The 17,895-nt window shown below is 34.4% G+C and carries 13 protein-coding genes; 12 read left to right on the top strand and 1 reads right to left on the bottom strand.

Annotated features, from left to right (window positions below; translation table 11 throughout):
- The first annotated feature begins 31 nt into the window (after window positions 1–31).
- The 12 genes from ACZM4J_RS06955 to ACZM4J_RS06900 all read left to right on the top strand — a co-directional run bounded on the left by ACZM4J_RS06955 (window position 32) and on the right by ACZM4J_RS06900 (window position 16,146).
- Window positions 32–2,956, top strand: coding sequence for an insulinase family protein (locus ACZM4J_RS06955; RefSeq protein WP_489485907.1), 2,925 nt, complete (start codon window positions 32–34; stop codon window positions 2,954–2,956).
- Between the two features lie 9 nt (window positions 2,957–2,965).
- The gene (gene era / locus ACZM4J_RS06950) at window positions 2,966–3,868 is read left to right on the top strand and encodes a GTPase Era (RefSeq protein ID WP_022165700.1); all 903 of its coding nucleotides are present in this window, start codon (window positions 2,966–2,968) and stop codon (window positions 3,866–3,868) included.
- A gap of 160 nt (window positions 3,869–4,028) precedes the next feature.
- Window positions 4,029–4,214, top strand: coding sequence for a hypothetical protein (locus tag ACZM4J_RS06945; protein ID WP_022165701.1), 186 nt, complete (start codon window positions 4,029–4,031; stop codon window positions 4,212–4,214).
- On the top strand, window positions 4,159–4,902 hold the full coding sequence (gene recO, locus ACZM4J_RS06940; RefSeq protein ID WP_022165702.1) for a DNA repair protein RecO: 744 nt from the start codon (window positions 4,159–4,161) through the stop codon (window positions 4,900–4,902). The genes ACZM4J_RS06945 and recO overlap by 56 nt, the downstream gene beginning before the upstream one ends.
- Window positions 4,903–4,963: 61 nt before the next feature.
- Window positions 4,964–5,593 (top strand): hypothetical protein, encoded by a 630-nt coding sequence (locus ACZM4J_RS06935; RefSeq protein ID WP_022165703.1) that lies wholly within the window; start codon window positions 4,964–4,966, stop codon window positions 5,591–5,593.
- Between the two features lie 56 nt (window positions 5,594–5,649).
- A complete protein-coding gene (locus tag ACZM4J_RS06930; RefSeq protein WP_022165704.1) occupies window positions 5,650–7,047 on the top strand; it encodes a glycine--tRNA ligase in 1,398 nt (465 codons plus the stop codon).
- 599 nt (window positions 7,048–7,646) lie between these two features.
- Entirely contained in the window at window positions 7,647–9,023 is a 1,377-nt protein-coding gene (locus ACZM4J_RS06925; protein WP_428244848.1) for a glycoside hydrolase family 30 protein, read from the top strand.
- 236 nt (window positions 9,024–9,259) lie between these two features.
- Complete coding sequence (ppdK, locus tag ACZM4J_RS06920) at window positions 9,260–11,893, top strand: pyruvate, phosphate dikinase (RefSeq protein ID WP_428244847.1); 2,634 nt, start codon at window positions 9,260–9,262, stop codon at window positions 11,891–11,893.
- Between the two features lie 582 nt (window positions 11,894–12,475).
- On the top strand, window positions 12,476–12,934 hold the full coding sequence (locus tag ACZM4J_RS06915; RefSeq protein ID WP_118231551.1) for an NUDIX hydrolase: 459 nt from the start codon (window positions 12,476–12,478) through the stop codon (window positions 12,932–12,934).
- A 278-nt stretch (window positions 12,935–13,212) separates the two neighbouring features.
- Entirely contained in the window at window positions 13,213–13,965 is a 753-nt protein-coding gene (locus ACZM4J_RS06910) for a class I SAM-dependent methyltransferase (protein WP_186840661.1), read from the top strand.
- A 71-nt stretch (window positions 13,966–14,036) separates the two neighbouring features.
- Window positions 14,037–15,125, top strand: coding sequence for a PDDEXK nuclease domain-containing protein (locus tag ACZM4J_RS06905; protein WP_288933080.1), 1,089 nt, complete (start codon window positions 14,037–14,039; stop codon window positions 15,123–15,125).
- A gap of 652 nt (window positions 15,126–15,777) precedes the next feature.
- Window positions 15,778–16,146 (top strand): reverse transcriptase domain-containing protein, encoded by a 369-nt coding sequence (locus ACZM4J_RS06900; RefSeq protein ID WP_428244846.1) that lies wholly within the window; start codon window positions 15,778–15,780, stop codon window positions 16,144–16,146.
- A 155-nt stretch (window positions 16,147–16,301) separates the two neighbouring features.
- Here the strand turns inward: ACZM4J_RS06900 and ACZM4J_RS06895 are convergent, their stop codons facing one another.
- Window positions 16,302–17,477 carry an IS110 family RNA-guided transposase gene (locus ACZM4J_RS06895; protein ID WP_428244844.1) on the bottom strand — a complete coding sequence of 392 codons (1,176 nt, stop codon included), beginning with the start codon at window positions 17,475–17,477 and terminating at the stop codon, window positions 16,302–16,304.
- Between the last annotated feature and the right edge of the window lie 418 nt (window positions 17,478–17,895).

The raw sequence follows: 17,895 nt of genomic DNA, 5'->3' as shown, positions 1-17,895 counted from the left end.
ACTAGAGATTTTTGACAAAGAGAGGTAGACAATGGAAGTAAAAGACTTACAACAATACGAAATTATTATAAATAAGCATATTGAAGAAGTTAATTCAAATGCATACTTACTAAAACATAAAAAAACAGGTGCAAGAGTTGTTATCTTATCAAACGATGATGACAATAAAGTTTTTAATATTGGTTTTAGAACACCGGTAACAGATGACACAGGAGTTCCACATATTATAGAACATACTGTTTTATGTGGTTCAGACGATTTTCCGGTAAAGGAACCATTTATGGAATTAGTTAAAGGTTCACTTAACACATTCCTTAATGCAATGACATATCCTGACAAAACAGTTTATCCTGTGGCAAGTTACAACAACAAAGATTTTAACAATCTTATGCATGTTTACATGGATGCTGTTTTTCATCCGAATATTTATAAGGAAGAAAACATCTTTAAGCAGGAAGGCTGGCATTACGAATTAGAAAATAAAGATGATAACATTACAATAAACGGTGTTGTATATAATGAAATGAAGGGAGTATTCTCATCAGTTGACGGTTTAGGTGCAAGAGTTTCACTTCAATCATTATTCCCGGACAACGGCTACAGTAATGAGTCAGGTGGAGATCCTGATTTTATACCTGAATTAACATATGAACAGTATTTAGATTTCCATAGAAAATATTATCATCCATCAAACAGCTATATTTATTTGTATGGAGATATGGATGTAGTTGAAAGATTACAGTGGATAGATGAAAATTATTTATCAAAATACGATTATTTAGAAGTTGATTCAGAAATAAAATATCAAAAGCCTTTTGATAAGCCGGTAACAGTTACAAAGAAATATGCAATTTCAGACAGTGAGAACGAAGATGAAAGTGCAGTCTTAATTTCCAACTTTGTAATTGGCGACAACTTAGATACAGAGTTAAGTATCGCTTTTCAGATTTTAGAATATGCAATAATGGAAATGCCGGGAGCCCCACTTAAGCAGGCTTTAATTGATGCAAAAATTGGAAAAGATATTTCAGGCTCATACGAGGATGATGTTTTACAGCCAATTTATACAATTACAGCTAAATACACTAACCAAAAGGACAGTGACAGATTTAATGAAATAATCAATAATTCATTAAAAGAAATTGTTAAGAACGGTATTGACAAAAATGCTTTACGTGCAGGTCTTAACAGTTTGGAATTTAAAGAAAAAGAAGCTGACTTTGGAGGCTTCCCAAAAGGCTTGATTTGGGGACTTAATTTAATGGGTGCCTGGATTTACAATGAAGAAAATCCATTTGCAAGTTTGGAAACAAACAGGATTTTTGATTTGTTAAGAGAAAAAATTGACACAGATTATTTTGAAAAAATTATAGAAAAATACATGATTAACAATAATCATCGTTCAACTGTAATTATGGAACCTAAAAAAGGTTTAACAGAGGAAAAAGAAAAGCAGTTAGAAGCAAAACTTAAGAGTCTAAAAGACTCAATGACAGATGAAGAGATTGAAGCGTTAATTATTAAAACAAAGGAATTAAAGAATTATCAGGAAACACCTTCAACACCGGAGGAACTTGAGACAATACCTTTATTGGAAATTGAAGACATTAATGAAAGTCCAAGACCATTTATTTACAATGAAGAAAAGTTGCCTGAGTTTACGGCAGTATATAATGAATTATTTACTAATGGTATTGGATATTTGGATGTGACATTTAATTTCGAAAAATTACCAATTGATTATGTTCCGTATGTAGGTTTGTTTAAATATGTTTTAAGTTACATGGATACAGAAAGAACTTACACAGACTTAAATACTGACATTGATATGAATCTTGGTGGTTTAGGTTTTGGAACGGGAATTTATGTAAACAGTTATAACAATACATCAAAATACCAGATGGAAGTTCATACAAAAGCCCTTTACGACAACCTTGAGAAAGCAGTAAACATAATTGAAGAAGTTCTTACAAAAACAAAATTTGATGATTACAAACGTCTAAAAGAAATTTTAGAAGAAACAAAGTCAAGACTAAATAAGTCAATTATTCAGTCAGGTAATGTTGCAAGTAGAATGAGAACAATGTCTTACTATGGCAGTGAATCTTACATTAGGGAATTATTATCAGGCATTGCTTTTTACAAGTTTGTTGAAGAACTGCTAGATGATTTTGATAATAAGAAGGAAGAAATAGCGAAGAAGATTTCTGATACGGTTAAATATGTATTTAGAAAAGACAACATAACTATTAACTACGCAGGAAATAAGGAAAGCTTTGAAAAAGTAAAAGCTTTAGTTTCAAATCTTCAACAGAAAATGAATGAGACTGTAGACTTTAAAGAATCATTTGACGGCTGGACTTTTGAAAAGAATGAAAAGAATGAAGGCTTCACTACTTCAGGTCAGGTTCAGTATGTGGCACGTTGCGGTAATTACAAGGACAGCACAGATGAACAATTCGACGGTAGCATGCAGGTTTTATCAAGCATTATGAGTAGCGAATACCTGTGGAATAACATTAGAGTATTAGGTGGTGCTTATGGTTGTGGCTGCTCTGTAAGCAGAGGAGGCGACATTATGTTTACATCTTACAGAGATCCAAATTGTAAGAGAACAAGTGATGTTTACTTAGATGCACCCAACTATATTGAGAATTTCCAGGCAAGTGAAAGGGAAATGAGAAAATATATTATCGGTACAATAAGTGGCATGGACACCCCAATGAGTGCGGCGGACAGAAGTGGAAGAGAATTTTCAAGCTACATGGCACAGGTTAAATTTGAAACATTAGTTAATGAACGAAAAGCAGTGCTTACAACAACTGTTGAAAAAATAAGAAGTCTGGCACCTAAATTTAAGAAGGCGTTGGATAAAAATTACATTTGTGTAGTTGGTGGAAAAACTGCAATAACAAGAGACCGGGAAATTTTAAAAGAAGTAAAGGAATTAGGATAAGAGGTACAAATGGATAAGAATTTTAAATCAGGATTTGTTGCATTAATCGGTAGACCAAATGTAGGTAAGTCAACTTTAATGAATCAAATCATTGGACAAAAAATAGCAATTACATCAAAGAAACCACAGACAACAAGAAACAAAATTCAAACAGTTTATACATGTGATAAAGGGCAAATTGTTTTCTTGGACACACCGGGAATTCACAAGGCAAAAAATAAACTTGGTGAATACATGGTTAATGTGGCAGAAAAAACATTAAAAGAAGTTGATTTAATTATGTGGTTAGTTGAACCTGATACTTTTATTGGAGCAGGTGAACAGCACATTGCAGAACAGTTAAAGAACATTGACGTTCCTGTTATTTTAGTAATCAACAAAACAGATACAGTAAAGCAGGAAGAAATTCTTAAGTTTATTGATGCCTACAGAAAGATAATGGATTTTGATGAAATTATTCCGGCATCAGCTCTTAAAGGAAATAATGTGGATACAGTTATTGAGCAGATCTTTAAATATCTTCCTGAAGGACCAATGTATTACGATGAAGATACTGTTACAGACCAACCAATGAGACAGATTGTTGCTGAACTTATAAGAGAAAAAGCCCTTCATGCATTAGATGAAGAAATTCCACATGGTATAGCTGTAACAATTGAGCGAATGAAGAAAAGACGTCACAAGGACATTTATGATATTGAGGCAACTATCGTTTGCGAAAGAGATTCTCACAAGGGAATTATTATTGGCAAAAAAGGCAGCATGCTAAAGAAAATCGGCACAAATGCCAGATACGAAATTGAACAGCAGCTTGACATGAAAGTAAATTTACAACTTTGGGTAAAAGTCCGTAAAGACTGGCGTGACAGCGAATTACTAATGAAAAATTATGGCTACAAGGAAGAAAGATAATTAAATAATGCATACAAAATCTTCTATTGTAAATCCTAACTATATAGATGCGGGTGTCAAAACACTGTGATTATAATTAAACGGATTGTTACGTGCAAAGCACTCTCATAATCCTATCTTTTGACACTATAATCATACAACTATTTACAGGGAGGATAAGATGGATAATTTAGAGAGTTGGAGAATGTTTGAATCCACAGGAAAAATAGATGATTATTTACAGTATGCTAAAGAGAAAAAAATTAATAAAGCAAGAGAAAATTTTATTTCAAAAATAGAAGGCGAAAGAAATGGTAGAGACAATAACAGCGGTAGGTATGGTGATTTCAGCGACACCTATAAGTGAATACGATAAAAGACTTGTAATACTCACAAAAGAGTTTGGTAAAATAACAGCTTTTGCAAGAGGTGCAAGAAAGCCTACAAGCCCATTTCTTGGTGGCAGTCAGCCAATGGCTTTTGGAGAGTTTACATTGTATAGAGGGAGAAATGCATATACAGTTACGGCAATGAAAATTAATGAGTATTTCAGCAACTCCATGAATGATATTGACAGTATGTATATGGGAATGTATTTTTTAGAACTTGCCGACTATTATGGAAGAGAAGGCATAGAGGCGAAAGATACATTAGAGCTTTTGTATATTGCAATGAAACAGCTAAGCAAAAAAGCCATTCCCATTGACCTGATTCGATGTATATATGAATTGCGTACGTTGGTTATTAACGGTGAGTATCCAAATGTTTTTAATTGTGGAAAATGCGGTAACACAGAAAATCTTGATTACTTTGATTTGGAACACAATTCGGTAATTTGCAGTAATTGCCATGGCAAAATACGCAAAAACAAGATTCTTAATCCGTCAACTGTATATGCATTACAGTATATTGTAACAGCAAAAACAAATAAGCTTTTCTCATTTAATGTAAAAGAAGAAGTATTAGCGCAACTAAAACAGGTAATTGAGAGCTACATAAATAAGATAATTCATAAAAAATTTAATTCTTTAGAATTTCTGGAAAATTTATATTGAAATTAGTTCTCATAAAGTTTAAAATTATTATTTAGGTATGCAAAAATACAGGAGGGACATTATGAGATATATTTTAAAGAGGGTTTGTGCGTTGTCATTAGTGCTTGCCATGATTTTAAGTTTTACAGCCTGTGGGAAAAAGGTTGGGGACATTAAGTTAGACAGTGGCGTTAATGCAATTTACATTGATGAGGATGGCGCAGTCAGCTACGGCGTAACAGAGAAGTTCGCTGACAAAGACTATGACAAAGATGCGCTTGAAAAATACATTAATGATGAAGTGAAAAAATACAACAGTAGTAGTACAGCATCAGTTGATGATGCTATTTCAGTGGATAAGTTTGAAGTTGAAGATAAAGAAGCTTATTTGATTTTAAAATTAGCTACAGTGTATGATTTTAATTCATATATACAGAATTACAACAAAGCAGAAGAGGGTACTTTTTATGCAGGAACAATTGCAGAGCGAGGTGACTGCAAAATAAAAGGTGAATTTACTTCTCCTGACAAAAAGGAAACATTAAAGGCAAAAGAAATCAAGAAAATGAGCAATGCCAACATTCTAGTAGTAGATTCAAAATACAAAGTGGAAATTGGCAGTGATGTAAAATACATTAGCTCAAATTGTAAAGTAGATGAAGATGGAATTGTAACAACTTCTGACAAGGAAATGAGTTACATTGTATATTAAATGTTAATGTAAAGCTAAATGGCTTATAACAATACATAAAAATGGAGGATTTTATAATGGAAAAGACAATGGATAAGATTGTAGCATTGGCAAAGAGCAGAGGATTTGTTTATCCGGGTTCAGAAATTTATGGAGGTTTAGCTAATACTTGGGATTATGGAAATCTTGGTGTTGAATTAAAAAACAACGTAAAGAGAGCCTGGTGGAAAAAATTCGTACAGGAAAATCCATACAACGTTGGTGTTGATTGTGCTATTCTTATGAACTCACAGACATGGGTAGCATCAGGACATTTAGGAAGTTTCTCTGATCCATTAATGGATTGTAAGGAATGTCACGAACGTTTTAGAGCAGACAAGTTAATTGAAGATTACATGGCAGACAACGGAATTGAAATTGAAGAATCAGTTGATGCATGGTCACATGAGCAGATGGCTTCATACATTGATGAAAAGAATATTTGTTGTCCATCATGTGGAAAACATAATTTTACAGACATTAGAGAATTTAACCTTATGTTTAAAACATTCCAGGGTGTTACAGAAGATGCTAAGAATACAGTATATTTAAGACCTGAAACAGCTCAGGGTATATTTGTAAACTTCAAGAATGTACAGAGAACATCAAGAAAGAAAATTCCATTTGGTATTGGTCAGATTGGTAAGTCATTTAGAAACGAAATCACACCGGGTAACTTTACATTTAGAACAAGAGAATTCGAACAGATGGAACTTGAATTCTTCTGTGAACCTGATACAGATTTAGAATGGTTTGAATACTGGAGAGGTTTCTGTCGTGACTGGTTACTTAATCTTGGAATTAAGGAAGACGAAATGAGATTAAGAGACCATGAAAAAGAAGAATTATCATTCTACTCAAAGGCAACAACTGATATTGAATTCTTATTCCCATTTGGTTGGGGCGAACTTTGGGGTATTGCTGATAGAACTGATTATGATTTATCAAGACACATGGAAACTTCAAAAGAAGATTTAACATACTTTGATGATGAAAAGCATGAAAGATATGTGCCATACGTTATTGAACCATCACTTGGTGCAGACAGAGTAACATTAGCATTCCTTTGTGCAGCATACGATGAAGAAGAAATTGGAACACCTGAAAAGCCTGACACACGTACAGTTCTTCATTTTCATCCTGCAATTGCACCTGTTAAGATTGGAGTTCTTCCATTATCAAAGAAATTAAATGAAGGTGCAGAAAAAGTATTTGCTGAACTTAGCAAATATTACAACTGTGAATACGATGACAGAGGAGCTATCGGTAAGAGATATCGTCGTCAGGATGAAATTGGTACACCTTTCTGCGTAACATACGACTTTGATTCAGAAGAAGATGGAGCAGTTACAGTTCGTGACCGTGACACAATGGAACAGGAAAGAATTAAGATTGAAGATTTAAAAGCATACTTTGAAGAAAAGATGGCATTTTAAATAATAAGTTATAAAGAAAGTAAATGATAAATATCTTAAATATTGAAAAATAAATAGCTTAAATAATATTAAACGATAGAGAATACTAGAAGATGTTTAATATTAAAGATAAAAATATTTAAGATATTAATATTAAAGATAACACTAGTAGAACCAGACAGCTAATATCGAAACTGTTTAAGATTTTTTGAAATCAACAGTAAAGATATGGCTGTCTGTTTTTGTGTAGCGAAGAAATCTTTTTTATTTTCCGTTATATCAAAAAGCTAATCAAACAGGTGTGAAACAATATAAAGAGAAAAATCAAAAATCCCATAAAATAGCATATTGAAACGATTTTATACAACTTTCATAAAAATAATAAAAATTATTTGTATAAATATTACAATATACATTTAGGGGTAAAATGTTATAATTTTTACAGGATTGTGATAGTGCAAAACTGTAACGATTCGCACGATTAGGATTAGAAGAATTACTCAATCTAATCCATACAGGGAAATTGAAAGAATACTTTGGAGTTACCTACTATACATGAAAATATACTAATGCATAACATGCCGAAAGTTATGCATTTTATTACGAAATGAGGTAGTTTAATGGAACCAACAATCAAAATGATTCAGACAGTCCAAAGTGATGACGTAAAGTGGAGAGATTTAGGTGAACAGGAATTAAGAGATTATTTTAGTTTCAGAATGGATACAGTTGTTGTAGACAGTAGCCAGGAGTTTCAGACACATTTAGGATTTGGAGGAGCGTTTACAGAAGCGGCAGCGTACGTTATGAAAAACGCAAGTGAAGAAGCACGAAAAGAAATTTTAAAAGCATATTTTAATAAGGAAACAGGTTTAGCTTACAATTTAGGAAGAACATCTATTAATGGCTGTGACTTTTCATTAGAACCATATACATACGTAGAGGATGAAGATGTTGAACTTAAAACTTTCCATATGGAAAGAGAAGACAAATATGTAGTTCCTTTCATAAAACAGGCAAGCGAAGAGGCAGGAGAAGACATTGGAATTCTCTGTGCTCCTTGGAGTCCACCGGCATTTATGAAAAACAATAAGGACATGAACCATGGTGGTAGACTTTTAAGAAAGTATTATGGAACATGGGCTAAGTATATGGTTAGGTATGTTAAGGGAATGCTTGACAGAGGAATTAATATTTTAACAATCAGTGTTCAAAATGAACCAGAGGCTAAACAGATATGGGCTTCATGTAAATATGATCCAACAGAGGAAGCAATGCTTGCTGTTGACTATATGTATGAAGAGTTGAAAAAAGAAGGTCTTGAAGAAAAAGTTAAGATTGTAATTTTAGATCATAACAGAGACATAATGTTTAGACGTGTTCGTGAAACATTGGCATATAAGAACGCAAAAGATATTATTTGGGGAATTGCTTACCATTGGTATGGCTCGGATAAATCTGAAATTCTTACAATGGCACACGAAATATATCCTAAGCAGCATCTTATTTTTACAGAAGGTTGTGTTGAATTAGTAAACAATTCAGGAAACACAAGCTCTAAGGCAGGGATAGGTGCTTGGAAACATGGTGAGATTTATGGTCACAACATGATAAATGATTTCAATAACTATACAGAAGGTTGGATTGACTGGAATCTTGTATTAGACGAAAAGGGTGGTCCTAACTATGTAGGAAATTATTGTGAAGCACCAATTATGTTAAATACAGAAACAAATGAAGTTATTTACAATATTTCATATTATTATATTGGACATTTTTCAAAATATATTAAGCCGGGAGCAAAAAGAATACTTTGTTTAAATGATTCAGATAAGGGAATTTATTCTGTTGCGTATAAGAATCCCGACGGACAGATTATTGTTGTAGTTCAAAATGAACTAAGCAAACGTCACAGACTTGCAGTGGCAGTGGATGGTAAGGGTATTAATACTGAAGTACCTGCACATTCAATTACAACATTTATAGTCGACAAATAATATGCAAAAACCCCTTATAACAAAGGAAAAAAGTGGAATTTTTTATTGACTATAAAAGTGCGTATGTTATAATTAACTTTAGGTGCAAATGCGCCCTTTTTCAGCCTGTAGATTTACACAGGAATATTATTAAAAAGACTGGGCGGCATCAAAAATAGAGTGTATGAGTTACTTATGATGGCCATATTCCATAGGACTCATGACATAAAATACTAATTAATTAGGAGGAAAGAAACATGGCAAACAAATGGGTATACCTTTTTAGCGAAGGTAATGCTAACATGCGTGAACTTCTTGGTGGTAAGGGTGCTAACCTTGCAGAAATGACAAGCTTAGGACTTCCAGTACCTCAGGGATTCACAATCACAACAGAAGCTTGTACTCAGTATTATGAGGACGGCAGAGAAATCAATGAAGAAATTCAGGGACAGATTAACGAATACATCGTTAAGATGGAAGAAATCACAGGAAAGAAATTCGGTGATAAGGAAAATCCTTTACTTGTTTCTGTTCGTTCAGGAGCTAGAGCTTCAATGCCAGGTATGATGGATACAATCCTTAACCTTGGTCTTAACGAGACAGTAGTAGAAGCTATTGCTGAAAAATCAGGAAATGCTCGTTGGGCTTGGGACTGCTACAGAAGATTCATTCAGATGTACTCAGACGTAGTTATGGAAGTTGGTAAGAAATACTTTGAAGAACTTATCGACAAAATGAAAGCTGACAGAGGTGTTAAGCAGGACGTTGAACTTACAGCAGAAGATTTAAAGGAATTAGCTGGACAGTTCAAGGCAGAATATAAAGAAAAAATCGGCGAAGACTTCCCAGATGATCCTAAGGAACAGTTAATGGGTGCTGTTAAAGCCGTATTCCGTTCATGGGATAACCCACGTGCTAACGTTTACCGTCGTGACAACGATATCCCTTATTCATGGGGAACAGCTGTTAACGTACAGTCAATGGCATTTGGTAACATGGGTGATGACTGTGGTACAGGTGTTGCATTTACAAGAGATCCAGCAACTGGTGAAAAGAAGCTTATGGGTGAATTCTTAAAGAATGCTCAGGGTGAAGACGTTGTTGCCGGTGTTAGAACACCAATGCCAATCGCTCAGATGGAACAGGAATTCCCAGAAGCATTCAAAGAATTTGTAAAGGTTTGTGAAACACTTGAAAACCATTACAGAGATATGCAGGATATGGAATTCACAGTTGAAAATAGAAAATTATATATGTTACAGACAAGAAATGGTAAGAGAACAGCTCAGGCTGCTTTACAGATTGCTTGTGACCTTGTTGATGAAGGTATGAGAACTGAAGAAGAAGCTGTAGCTATGATCGATCCTAGAAACTTAGATACATTACTTCATCCACAGTTTGATGCTGCTGCTCTTAAGGCTGCTACACCAGCTGGTAAGGGACTTGGTGCTTCACCTGGTGCTGCTTGTGGTAAGATTGTATTTACAGCAGATGATGCTGAAGCTTGGAATGCAAGAGGAGAAAAGGTTGTTTTAGTTCGTCTTGAAACATCTCCAGAAGACATTACAGGTATGAAGGCTTCACAGGGTATCTTAACAGTTCGTGGTGGTATGACATCTCACGCAGCCGTAGTTGCTCGTGGTATGGGTACTTGCTGTGTATCTGGTTGTGGAGATATCACAATGGATGAAGAAAACAAGAAATTCACATTAGCTGGAAAAGAATACCATGAAGGAGATTACATCTCAATCGATGGTTCAACAGGTAATATTTATGATGGTATCATTGAAACAGTTGATGCTACAATCGCTGGAACATTTGGACGTATCATGGGATGGGCTGACAAGTACAGAACTCTTAAGGTTAGAACAAATGCTGATACACCAGCAGATGCTAAGAAAGCTAGAGAACTTGGTGCAGAAGGTATCGGTCTTTGTCGTACAGAGCATATGTTCTTCGAAGAAGACAGAATTGCTGCATTTAGAGAAATGATTTGTTCTGATACAGTAGAAGAAAGAGAAGCAGCTCTTGAAAAGATTCTTCCATATCAGCAGGGAGACTTCGAAGCTTTATATGAAGCTCTTGAAGGATGTCCAGTAACAATCAGATTCTTAGATCCACCTCTTCATGAATTCGTACCTACAGAAGAAGCTGACATTAAGAAGTTAGCAGACGCTCAGGGCAAATCAGTAGAAGAAATCAAGGCTATCATTGATTCACTTCACGAATTCAACCCTATGATGGGACACAGAGGACTTCGTCTTGCAGTTACATATCCTGAAATTGCTAAGATGCAGACTAAGGCAGTTATCCGTGCAGCTATCAATGTTCAGAAGAAACATTCTGATTGGACAGTTAAGCCTGAAATCATGATTCCATTATCATGTGATGCTAAGGAATTAAAATATGTTAAGGATATCGTTGTTGAAACAGCTGATGCTGAAATCGCAGCAGCAGGTGCTGAACTTGAATATCAGGTTGGTACAATGATCGAAATCCCTAGAGCAGCATTAACAGCTGACGAAATCGCTAAGCAGGCAGACTTCTTCTGCTTCGGTACAAACGATTTAACACAGATGACATACGGATTCTCAAGAGATGATGCTGGTAAGTTCTTAGATGCTTACTATGATGCTAAGATCTTCGAAAACGATCCATTTGCTAAGTTAGATCAGGTTGGTGTTGGTAAGTTAATGGAAACAGCTATCAAGCTTGGTAAGCCAGTTAACCCTAACCTTCACGTAGGTATCTGTGGAGAACACGGTGGAGATCCATCTTCAGTAGAATTCTGTCATAAGATTGGTCTTGATTATGTATCATGTTCACCATTCCGTGTACCTATCGCAAGATTAGCAGCAGCTCAGGCAGCTATTGCAGAAAGTGGGAAATAATCGTTTATGGTGTCAAAAGCCCCTAAACATCGGCAATTTCACAGTTTCTAAGGACTACTTGAAAGAGTACAAAAAGTTCGATAAAAACATGAAAAAAGCGGGTAAATGGGAAGACATCAACGTAACGATTACGGTTTGATAAAAATAATCAGGGAATCATACTTTTAAAGTATGGTTCCCTTTTTGTATGTTTGAAAAAAGAAAAATATTAAATCCAGGTTGTCAAAAGTAGATTAAGAAAATGGAGGCGGGTCTATTGCAAGATACGCATTTGTATATACAAATACATTCTTGTTAGGAAGAATCCTAAAACCTCTATATCTCAAATGTTGTATTGGCGGGTGCATCTGCTTTGAGGAGATGTCAATTGGACACAAATATTCTAAATAATTTGAACTGAAATTTTGTAATTGATAAAATAATGAAATATCAATTTGATTATAGATATGGTAGAATATAGCTGTATAAATGTTGAGCGAAATATAATAACACGAGTATGGCGTGATAAAACACTAATGGCACTGTGTATAAAATAGAAAATTGGGTAGATGATAAATTAAAATTTAGGGAGGTGAACATATATTGGCAAGAGCAAAATATCAGGTATTAGTCATTCCATATCATATTGAAAACGGCAATGTAAAATATTGCATATTTAAAAGAAATGATATGAAAGTATGGCAATTTATAGCAGGTGGTGGAGAAGATGAGGATGAAACTATAATAATATCTGCAAAACGAGAGGCATATGAAGAAGCAAACATAGGTATGGATTGTAAATATTCTGTACTTGATACACAAAATAGCATACCAACATACTGTTTTAAAGAAGCAAGAAAAATATGGGGTGAAAATTGTTTAGTTATTCCTGAATATACATTTGCTGCTAGGATGAATACAACAATTTTGGAATTGTCTCAAGAGCATACAAAATATGAATGGGTTGATTATAAAACTGCATTAAAAAGACTTAGATATGATAGTAATAAAACTGCGTTATGGGAATTAGATAGTAAAATTAAATTAGGAACATTAAATTAAGAATATTCATATTATGATTTAAATACAACAAAATTGTAGTGTGTTACAGTTGTAAGCTTGTCATAAGCTCTAGATTTTGAAATATAGGCTGAAAATTAGGGCTATTGGCAAATAGTAAATGACGAAGAATCTAATAAGCCAACTGGTATTATTCTTTGCACTGATAAAGATTCAGTGGTTGCGGAATATGCTTTAGAAGGATTAGTAAGTAATATTTTGCATCAAAATATATTTATTATATTACCAATAAAGAACAACTCATAACGGAGATCAAAAAAGTGATAAATCAGTGGAGTAAAAATAAAAGATACAAAAGAAAAATGGAAGAAATGAGATTAAAAGAAATACGTAAAAACGAAAGAAAATCACATATAGAAATATATTCTAATGCCGAACTATATAAAGAGGGTAGTTGGCTAATAAGACCAATAAAAACAGTAGTAGATTTGATACCTCTGTTTGATAAATACGAAGAAATTAATGTCTTGGATTTAGGTTGTGGAGTAGGAAGAAATTGCATATGTATTGCTCGACATTATTATGATAGGTTGTGTAAAATAGATTGTGTGGATATACTGGATTTAGCTATCGAAAAACTTTATGCTAATGCTGATGAATATGGTGTTACATCAAATATATGTGGAATAGTTAAATCGATTGATGATTATCAAATTAAAGAAAGAAATTATGATTTAGTAATGGCGGTATCATCTTTGGAACACGTAGATTCAAAAGAAACCTTTGTTAATAAATTGCGAGAAATAGAACATGGCATCCGCAAAAATGGCATTGTATGTTTAGTTGTAAATTCTAATATAAAAGAGTTTGACAAGAAAACAGGAAATGAAATACTTCCACAATTTGAAGTATGCTTACCTACAGAAGAAATGCAAAGGATTTTTGAAAAAGCTTTTAGTGAATGGACAGTATTAAAATCTACTGTGGTGGATCAGCAATATGATATTCCGAGAGATAGTGGAATATGTGAATTGAAAACAAGTGTAGTTACTTTTGTAGCAAAAAAAGGATAGAGATAAAATGGTTAAGGCACTATTGCAGAAAAAAAATCAGTATCAAGAAGTGTTAAAGGAGAATAATACATATGGAGAATAAACTAATAAACACTGGTCAAAATAGTATTATGGATAATTTTATTGAGACAGATGATATATTAAAAGACATGCGACAGATTATTGAATCCTCACAGAAAGCTGCACATCAGGCAGTTAATATGACTCTGGTACAGAGAAATTGGATGATGGGCTATCGAATCGCCAGTGAGGAATTGCATGGTGAAAAGCGGGCAGAGTATGGAACAAAGATAATAAAGAAATTATCTAAGGAATTATCAACAGAGTATGGAAAAGGTTTTACAAAAACAAATCTATACAATTTTTATTCATTTTATAAAACTTATCCAGAGATTTTCCACTCAGCGAGTGGAAAATCTCAACCGATATTATCATGGACACATTATCGCATTTTATTACAAGTAAAAGATGAAAAGGCACGTGAATGGTATGAGAAAGAAGCGCTTCAACAAGCATGGAGTGTTAGAACATTACAACGTAATGTTTCTTCACAGTACTATTACCGTATGCTTCAGACTCAAAAGAAGGATCTTGTAGAAAATGAAATGAATGAACTAACCAAGGAATATCAGAATGATAAGTTAGAATTTATAAAAAATCCGGTTATTGCAGAATTTTTAGGTATGGCTTCAAATACAGATTTTACTGAAAGTGATTTAGAAAATAGCATTTTGTCTAATTTACAGAAGTTTTTGATGGAATTAGGGAAAGGGTATGCTTTTGTGGCAAGACAGCAACATATTCATACAGAAAAGCAGGATTATTACATTGATCTTGTTTTCTATAACTATATTCTCAAATGTTTTGTACTAATAGATTTGAAAACGCAGAAAATTACACATCAGGATGTAGGTCAGATGGATATGTATATTCGGATGTATGACGAACTTAAACGTAGTGAAGGAGACAATCCTACAATTGGAATTGTACTCTGTTCTGATACAGATGAGGATATTGCAAAGTATTCTATTCTTCATGGTAATGAACAGCTTTTTGCATCAAAATATAAGTTATACTTACCAACAGAGGAAGAATTAAGAGCAGAGATTGAAAATCAGAAAACAATGTTTTATTTGCAACAACAGGAAAATGACGAGTAGTTTTTATTAAAGTATAGAAATACTAATGAGTTACTACATTTTGCATATGTATATTTGGAAAGGTTATTATCAGGTTGGGCCCCCGTGTCCCAACCATTTTTTTAGTTTGCGCGCCATGGGCGCGCTCTAACGGGTGAAAGTCTCGAACACGCCCAGATAGTGGGAAGTGTATAGCTGAACAGCAAGGGTGTCCATCGTGAGATGGAATCTGAAGGAAGCTGTAAGCAAATCTCTGGTCCGACGGACAGAAATCACATATAAGGCTAGGCTATGAGAGATAAGTTGGCTAAAAGCAACGAAGTCTAATAACTATCACTTTTGTAGTAGCAGAGTAAATGTGGCGGATATATGGAGAAAAAGAGCGTGCACCTTAAGCGTGGAGGTCTCACAGAGGTTCCATTAGCCTAGTAACAACGAACTGTGAGAAGTCAGCCGAGCCCATAGTAGTGAAGAAGTTTCTGTAATGGAAATGGAGCAGATTTTATCTAGCGGTAATCTCAACAGCGCATATCTGCAAGTCGTACGAAATAAAGGTGCAGAGGGAGTGGACGGAATGAAGTACACGGAACTCAAAGAACATCTTGAAAAGAACGACGAAATCATCAAGGAACAGTTGAGGACAAGAAAGTATAAACCTCAACCAGTACGAAGAGTGGAGATACCAAAGCCTGATGGCGGTGTCAGAAACCTAGGAGTACCAACAGTAACAGACAGATTCATACAGCAAGCCATTGCACAGGTATTAACACCAATCTACGAGGAACAATTCCATGAACATAGTTACGGATTCAGACCGAATAGATGTGCACAGCAAGCAATCCTAACAGCACTTGACATGATGAATGATGGTAACGATTGGATTGTAGACATTGACTTGGAAAAGTTCTTTGACACGGTAAACCATGACAAGCTTATGACTATCATAGGCAGAACTATAAAAGATGGAGATGTTATCTCTATCATAAGGAAATATCTTGTCAGCGGAATCATGATTGACGATGAATATGAGACTAACTATTAAAAGTCAAGCCTTAAAATGATATTTTTTGAGTAAAGTACAGAAATGTATTTTATATAGATTTTAAACTCAATAGAGTTCTTTGAACATTGAAAACTGCATGACAAAAAGAGCATCGTTGCAGGTGCTCAAAAAAGGAGTATTAAATTAGAAAAAATTTAAGAAGCTTTGATGTATTTCTGGCTGTTTTTTTCGAGATGGTAAATAACTCGAACCAGTTTTTTAACGACATGAGATATGGCAACATTGTAATGCTTGCCTTCAGCTCGTTTCTTTGCAAGATATTCAGCAAATGTTGGATCCCATATACAGACATACTTGGCAGAATTATATAAAGCGTAGCGTAAATATCTGGAGCCTCGCTTTTCCATATGTGAGTAAGCACCATCCAATTGTCCGGATTGGTATGTAGATGGTGAGAAACCAGCATAAGCTAAGATTTTATCAGGAGAAGCAAAACGATTGAAATCGCCAATTTCAGCAATAATCATGGCTCCCATACGGTAATTGATTCCGGGAATGCTAAGAATAGGAGAATTGATTTCATCCATAATGATTTTTATTTCATTTTTGATTTCATCAATCTCAGATGTGAGTTCCTGAATGAGCCTGATGGTATGCTTTAATTCCAAGGATTTTGCCGGCATGTTTGAACCAATAGAGGTTCTCGCAGCATTTCTAAATGCAATGGCAGTTTCTTTACCATATCGACCTTTTGATGATTCAGAAAGTAGATTGGTAAGTTTTGTAAGATGAGCATTTGCCACCTGTTTGGCACCGGAAAATTCAGAAAGCATTGCATAAACAGATGCAATGTGAAGTGTTGGAACTAATTTTTCCAATTCAGGAAACAGAATACAGACAAGTCTTGAAACGGAAGATTTTAACTTAGCACGTTCTTTTACCTTATCAAAACGATAACGGGTTAATGACTTTAGCTCTTCGTTGTGATAAGACGTTTCTGAGTAGGACTTTAAGTTCACGTCAGACATTAGCATAGAAGCAATCGTGTGGGCATCAACTTTATCCGTTTTCGTCTGTCTAAGGCTTAGACTTTTTCTGTACAGATTTGTATGTAACGGATTGATAATATAGGTGGGCAAACCTTTATCGATGAGATATCCCAATAGGTTGTAACTATAGTGTCCGGTGGCTTCAAGCCCTACTTTTACTTTTGTTATGTCTTCCATAACGGATTTAATCTTTTGATAAAGTTCATTGAAACCATCTAAGTTGTTTGAGATGGTAAATGCTTTAAATAATACTTCTCCATCTGAGTTTGTGATAAAGCAATCATGCTTGTCTTTTGCAACATCAATTCCTACGTAAATCATAATAAATCTCCTTTAAAATGTATTAATGCTGTTTTAGAACCACAGGGTGCTCCTTGCGATTGTAACCTCGTTCTAAATAAACCGTCATGCGGTATCTAACTAATTAACAAATGAACAAAGAGACTGTGGTTGGAGCCTTTCTAAAACCATCAAGTGGTAGGAAAACAAAACCACTCCACAGCATCTTAAATATCATAGTCGAACCTACAGAAAAGGTAAAGAAAAGACTATGACTTAATAGTTATGAAGACCTTGGAGAGGGTCTTTAAAAACTACTACTATATAATACGAGGAAGATAAATAGATGGAAAAAAAATTTTATGTAGCTGTTAAAGCATTAGTATGTTATGGAAGAAAGTTTTTGTTGATTAAACGTACTACAGAGGCAAGAGGAGATTATTATCATTGGGAATTCCCA

The organism is Eubacterium sp., from assembly GCF_057858645.1.
The sequence above is the reverse complement of the archived record's forward strand: the minus strand, read 5'-3'. Positions and strand labels throughout refer to the sequence as shown.

What these genes read in the sequence shown, in the direction of transcription:
- ACZM4J_RS06955 (WP_489485907.1), top strand. Translation starts at nt 32, where the DNA reads ATGGAAGTAAAAGACTTACAACAATACGAAATTATTATAAATAAGCAT.
- era (WP_022165700.1), top strand. Translation starts at nt 2,966, where the DNA reads ATGGATAAGAATTTTAAATCAGGATTTGTTGCATTAATCGGTAGACCA.
- ACZM4J_RS06945 (WP_022165701.1), top strand. Translation starts at nt 4,029, where the DNA reads ATGGATAATTTAGAGAGTTGGAGAATGTTTGAATCCACAGGAAAAATA.
- recO (WP_022165702.1), top strand. Translation starts at nt 4,159, where the DNA reads ATGGTAGAGACAATAACAGCGGTAGGTATGGTGATTTCAGCGACACCT.
- ACZM4J_RS06935 (WP_022165703.1), top strand. Translation starts at nt 4,964, where the DNA reads ATGAGATATATTTTAAAGAGGGTTTGTGCGTTGTCATTAGTGCTTGCC.
- ACZM4J_RS06930 (WP_022165704.1), top strand. Translation starts at nt 5,650, where the DNA reads ATGGAAAAGACAATGGATAAGATTGTAGCATTGGCAAAGAGCAGAGGA.
- ACZM4J_RS06925 (WP_428244848.1), top strand. Translation starts at nt 7,647, where the DNA reads ATGGAACCAACAATCAAAATGATTCAGACAGTCCAAAGTGATGACGTA.
- ppdK (WP_428244847.1), top strand. Translation starts at nt 9,260, where the DNA reads ATGGCAAACAAATGGGTATACCTTTTTAGCGAAGGTAATGCTAACATG.
- ACZM4J_RS06905 (WP_288933080.1), top strand. Translation starts at nt 14,037, where the DNA reads ATGGAGAATAAACTAATAAACACTGGTCAAAATAGTATTATGGATAAT.
- ACZM4J_RS06895 (WP_428244844.1), bottom strand. Translation starts at nt 17,477, where the DNA reads ATGATTTACGTAGGAATTGATGTTGCAAAAGACAAGCATGATTGCTTT.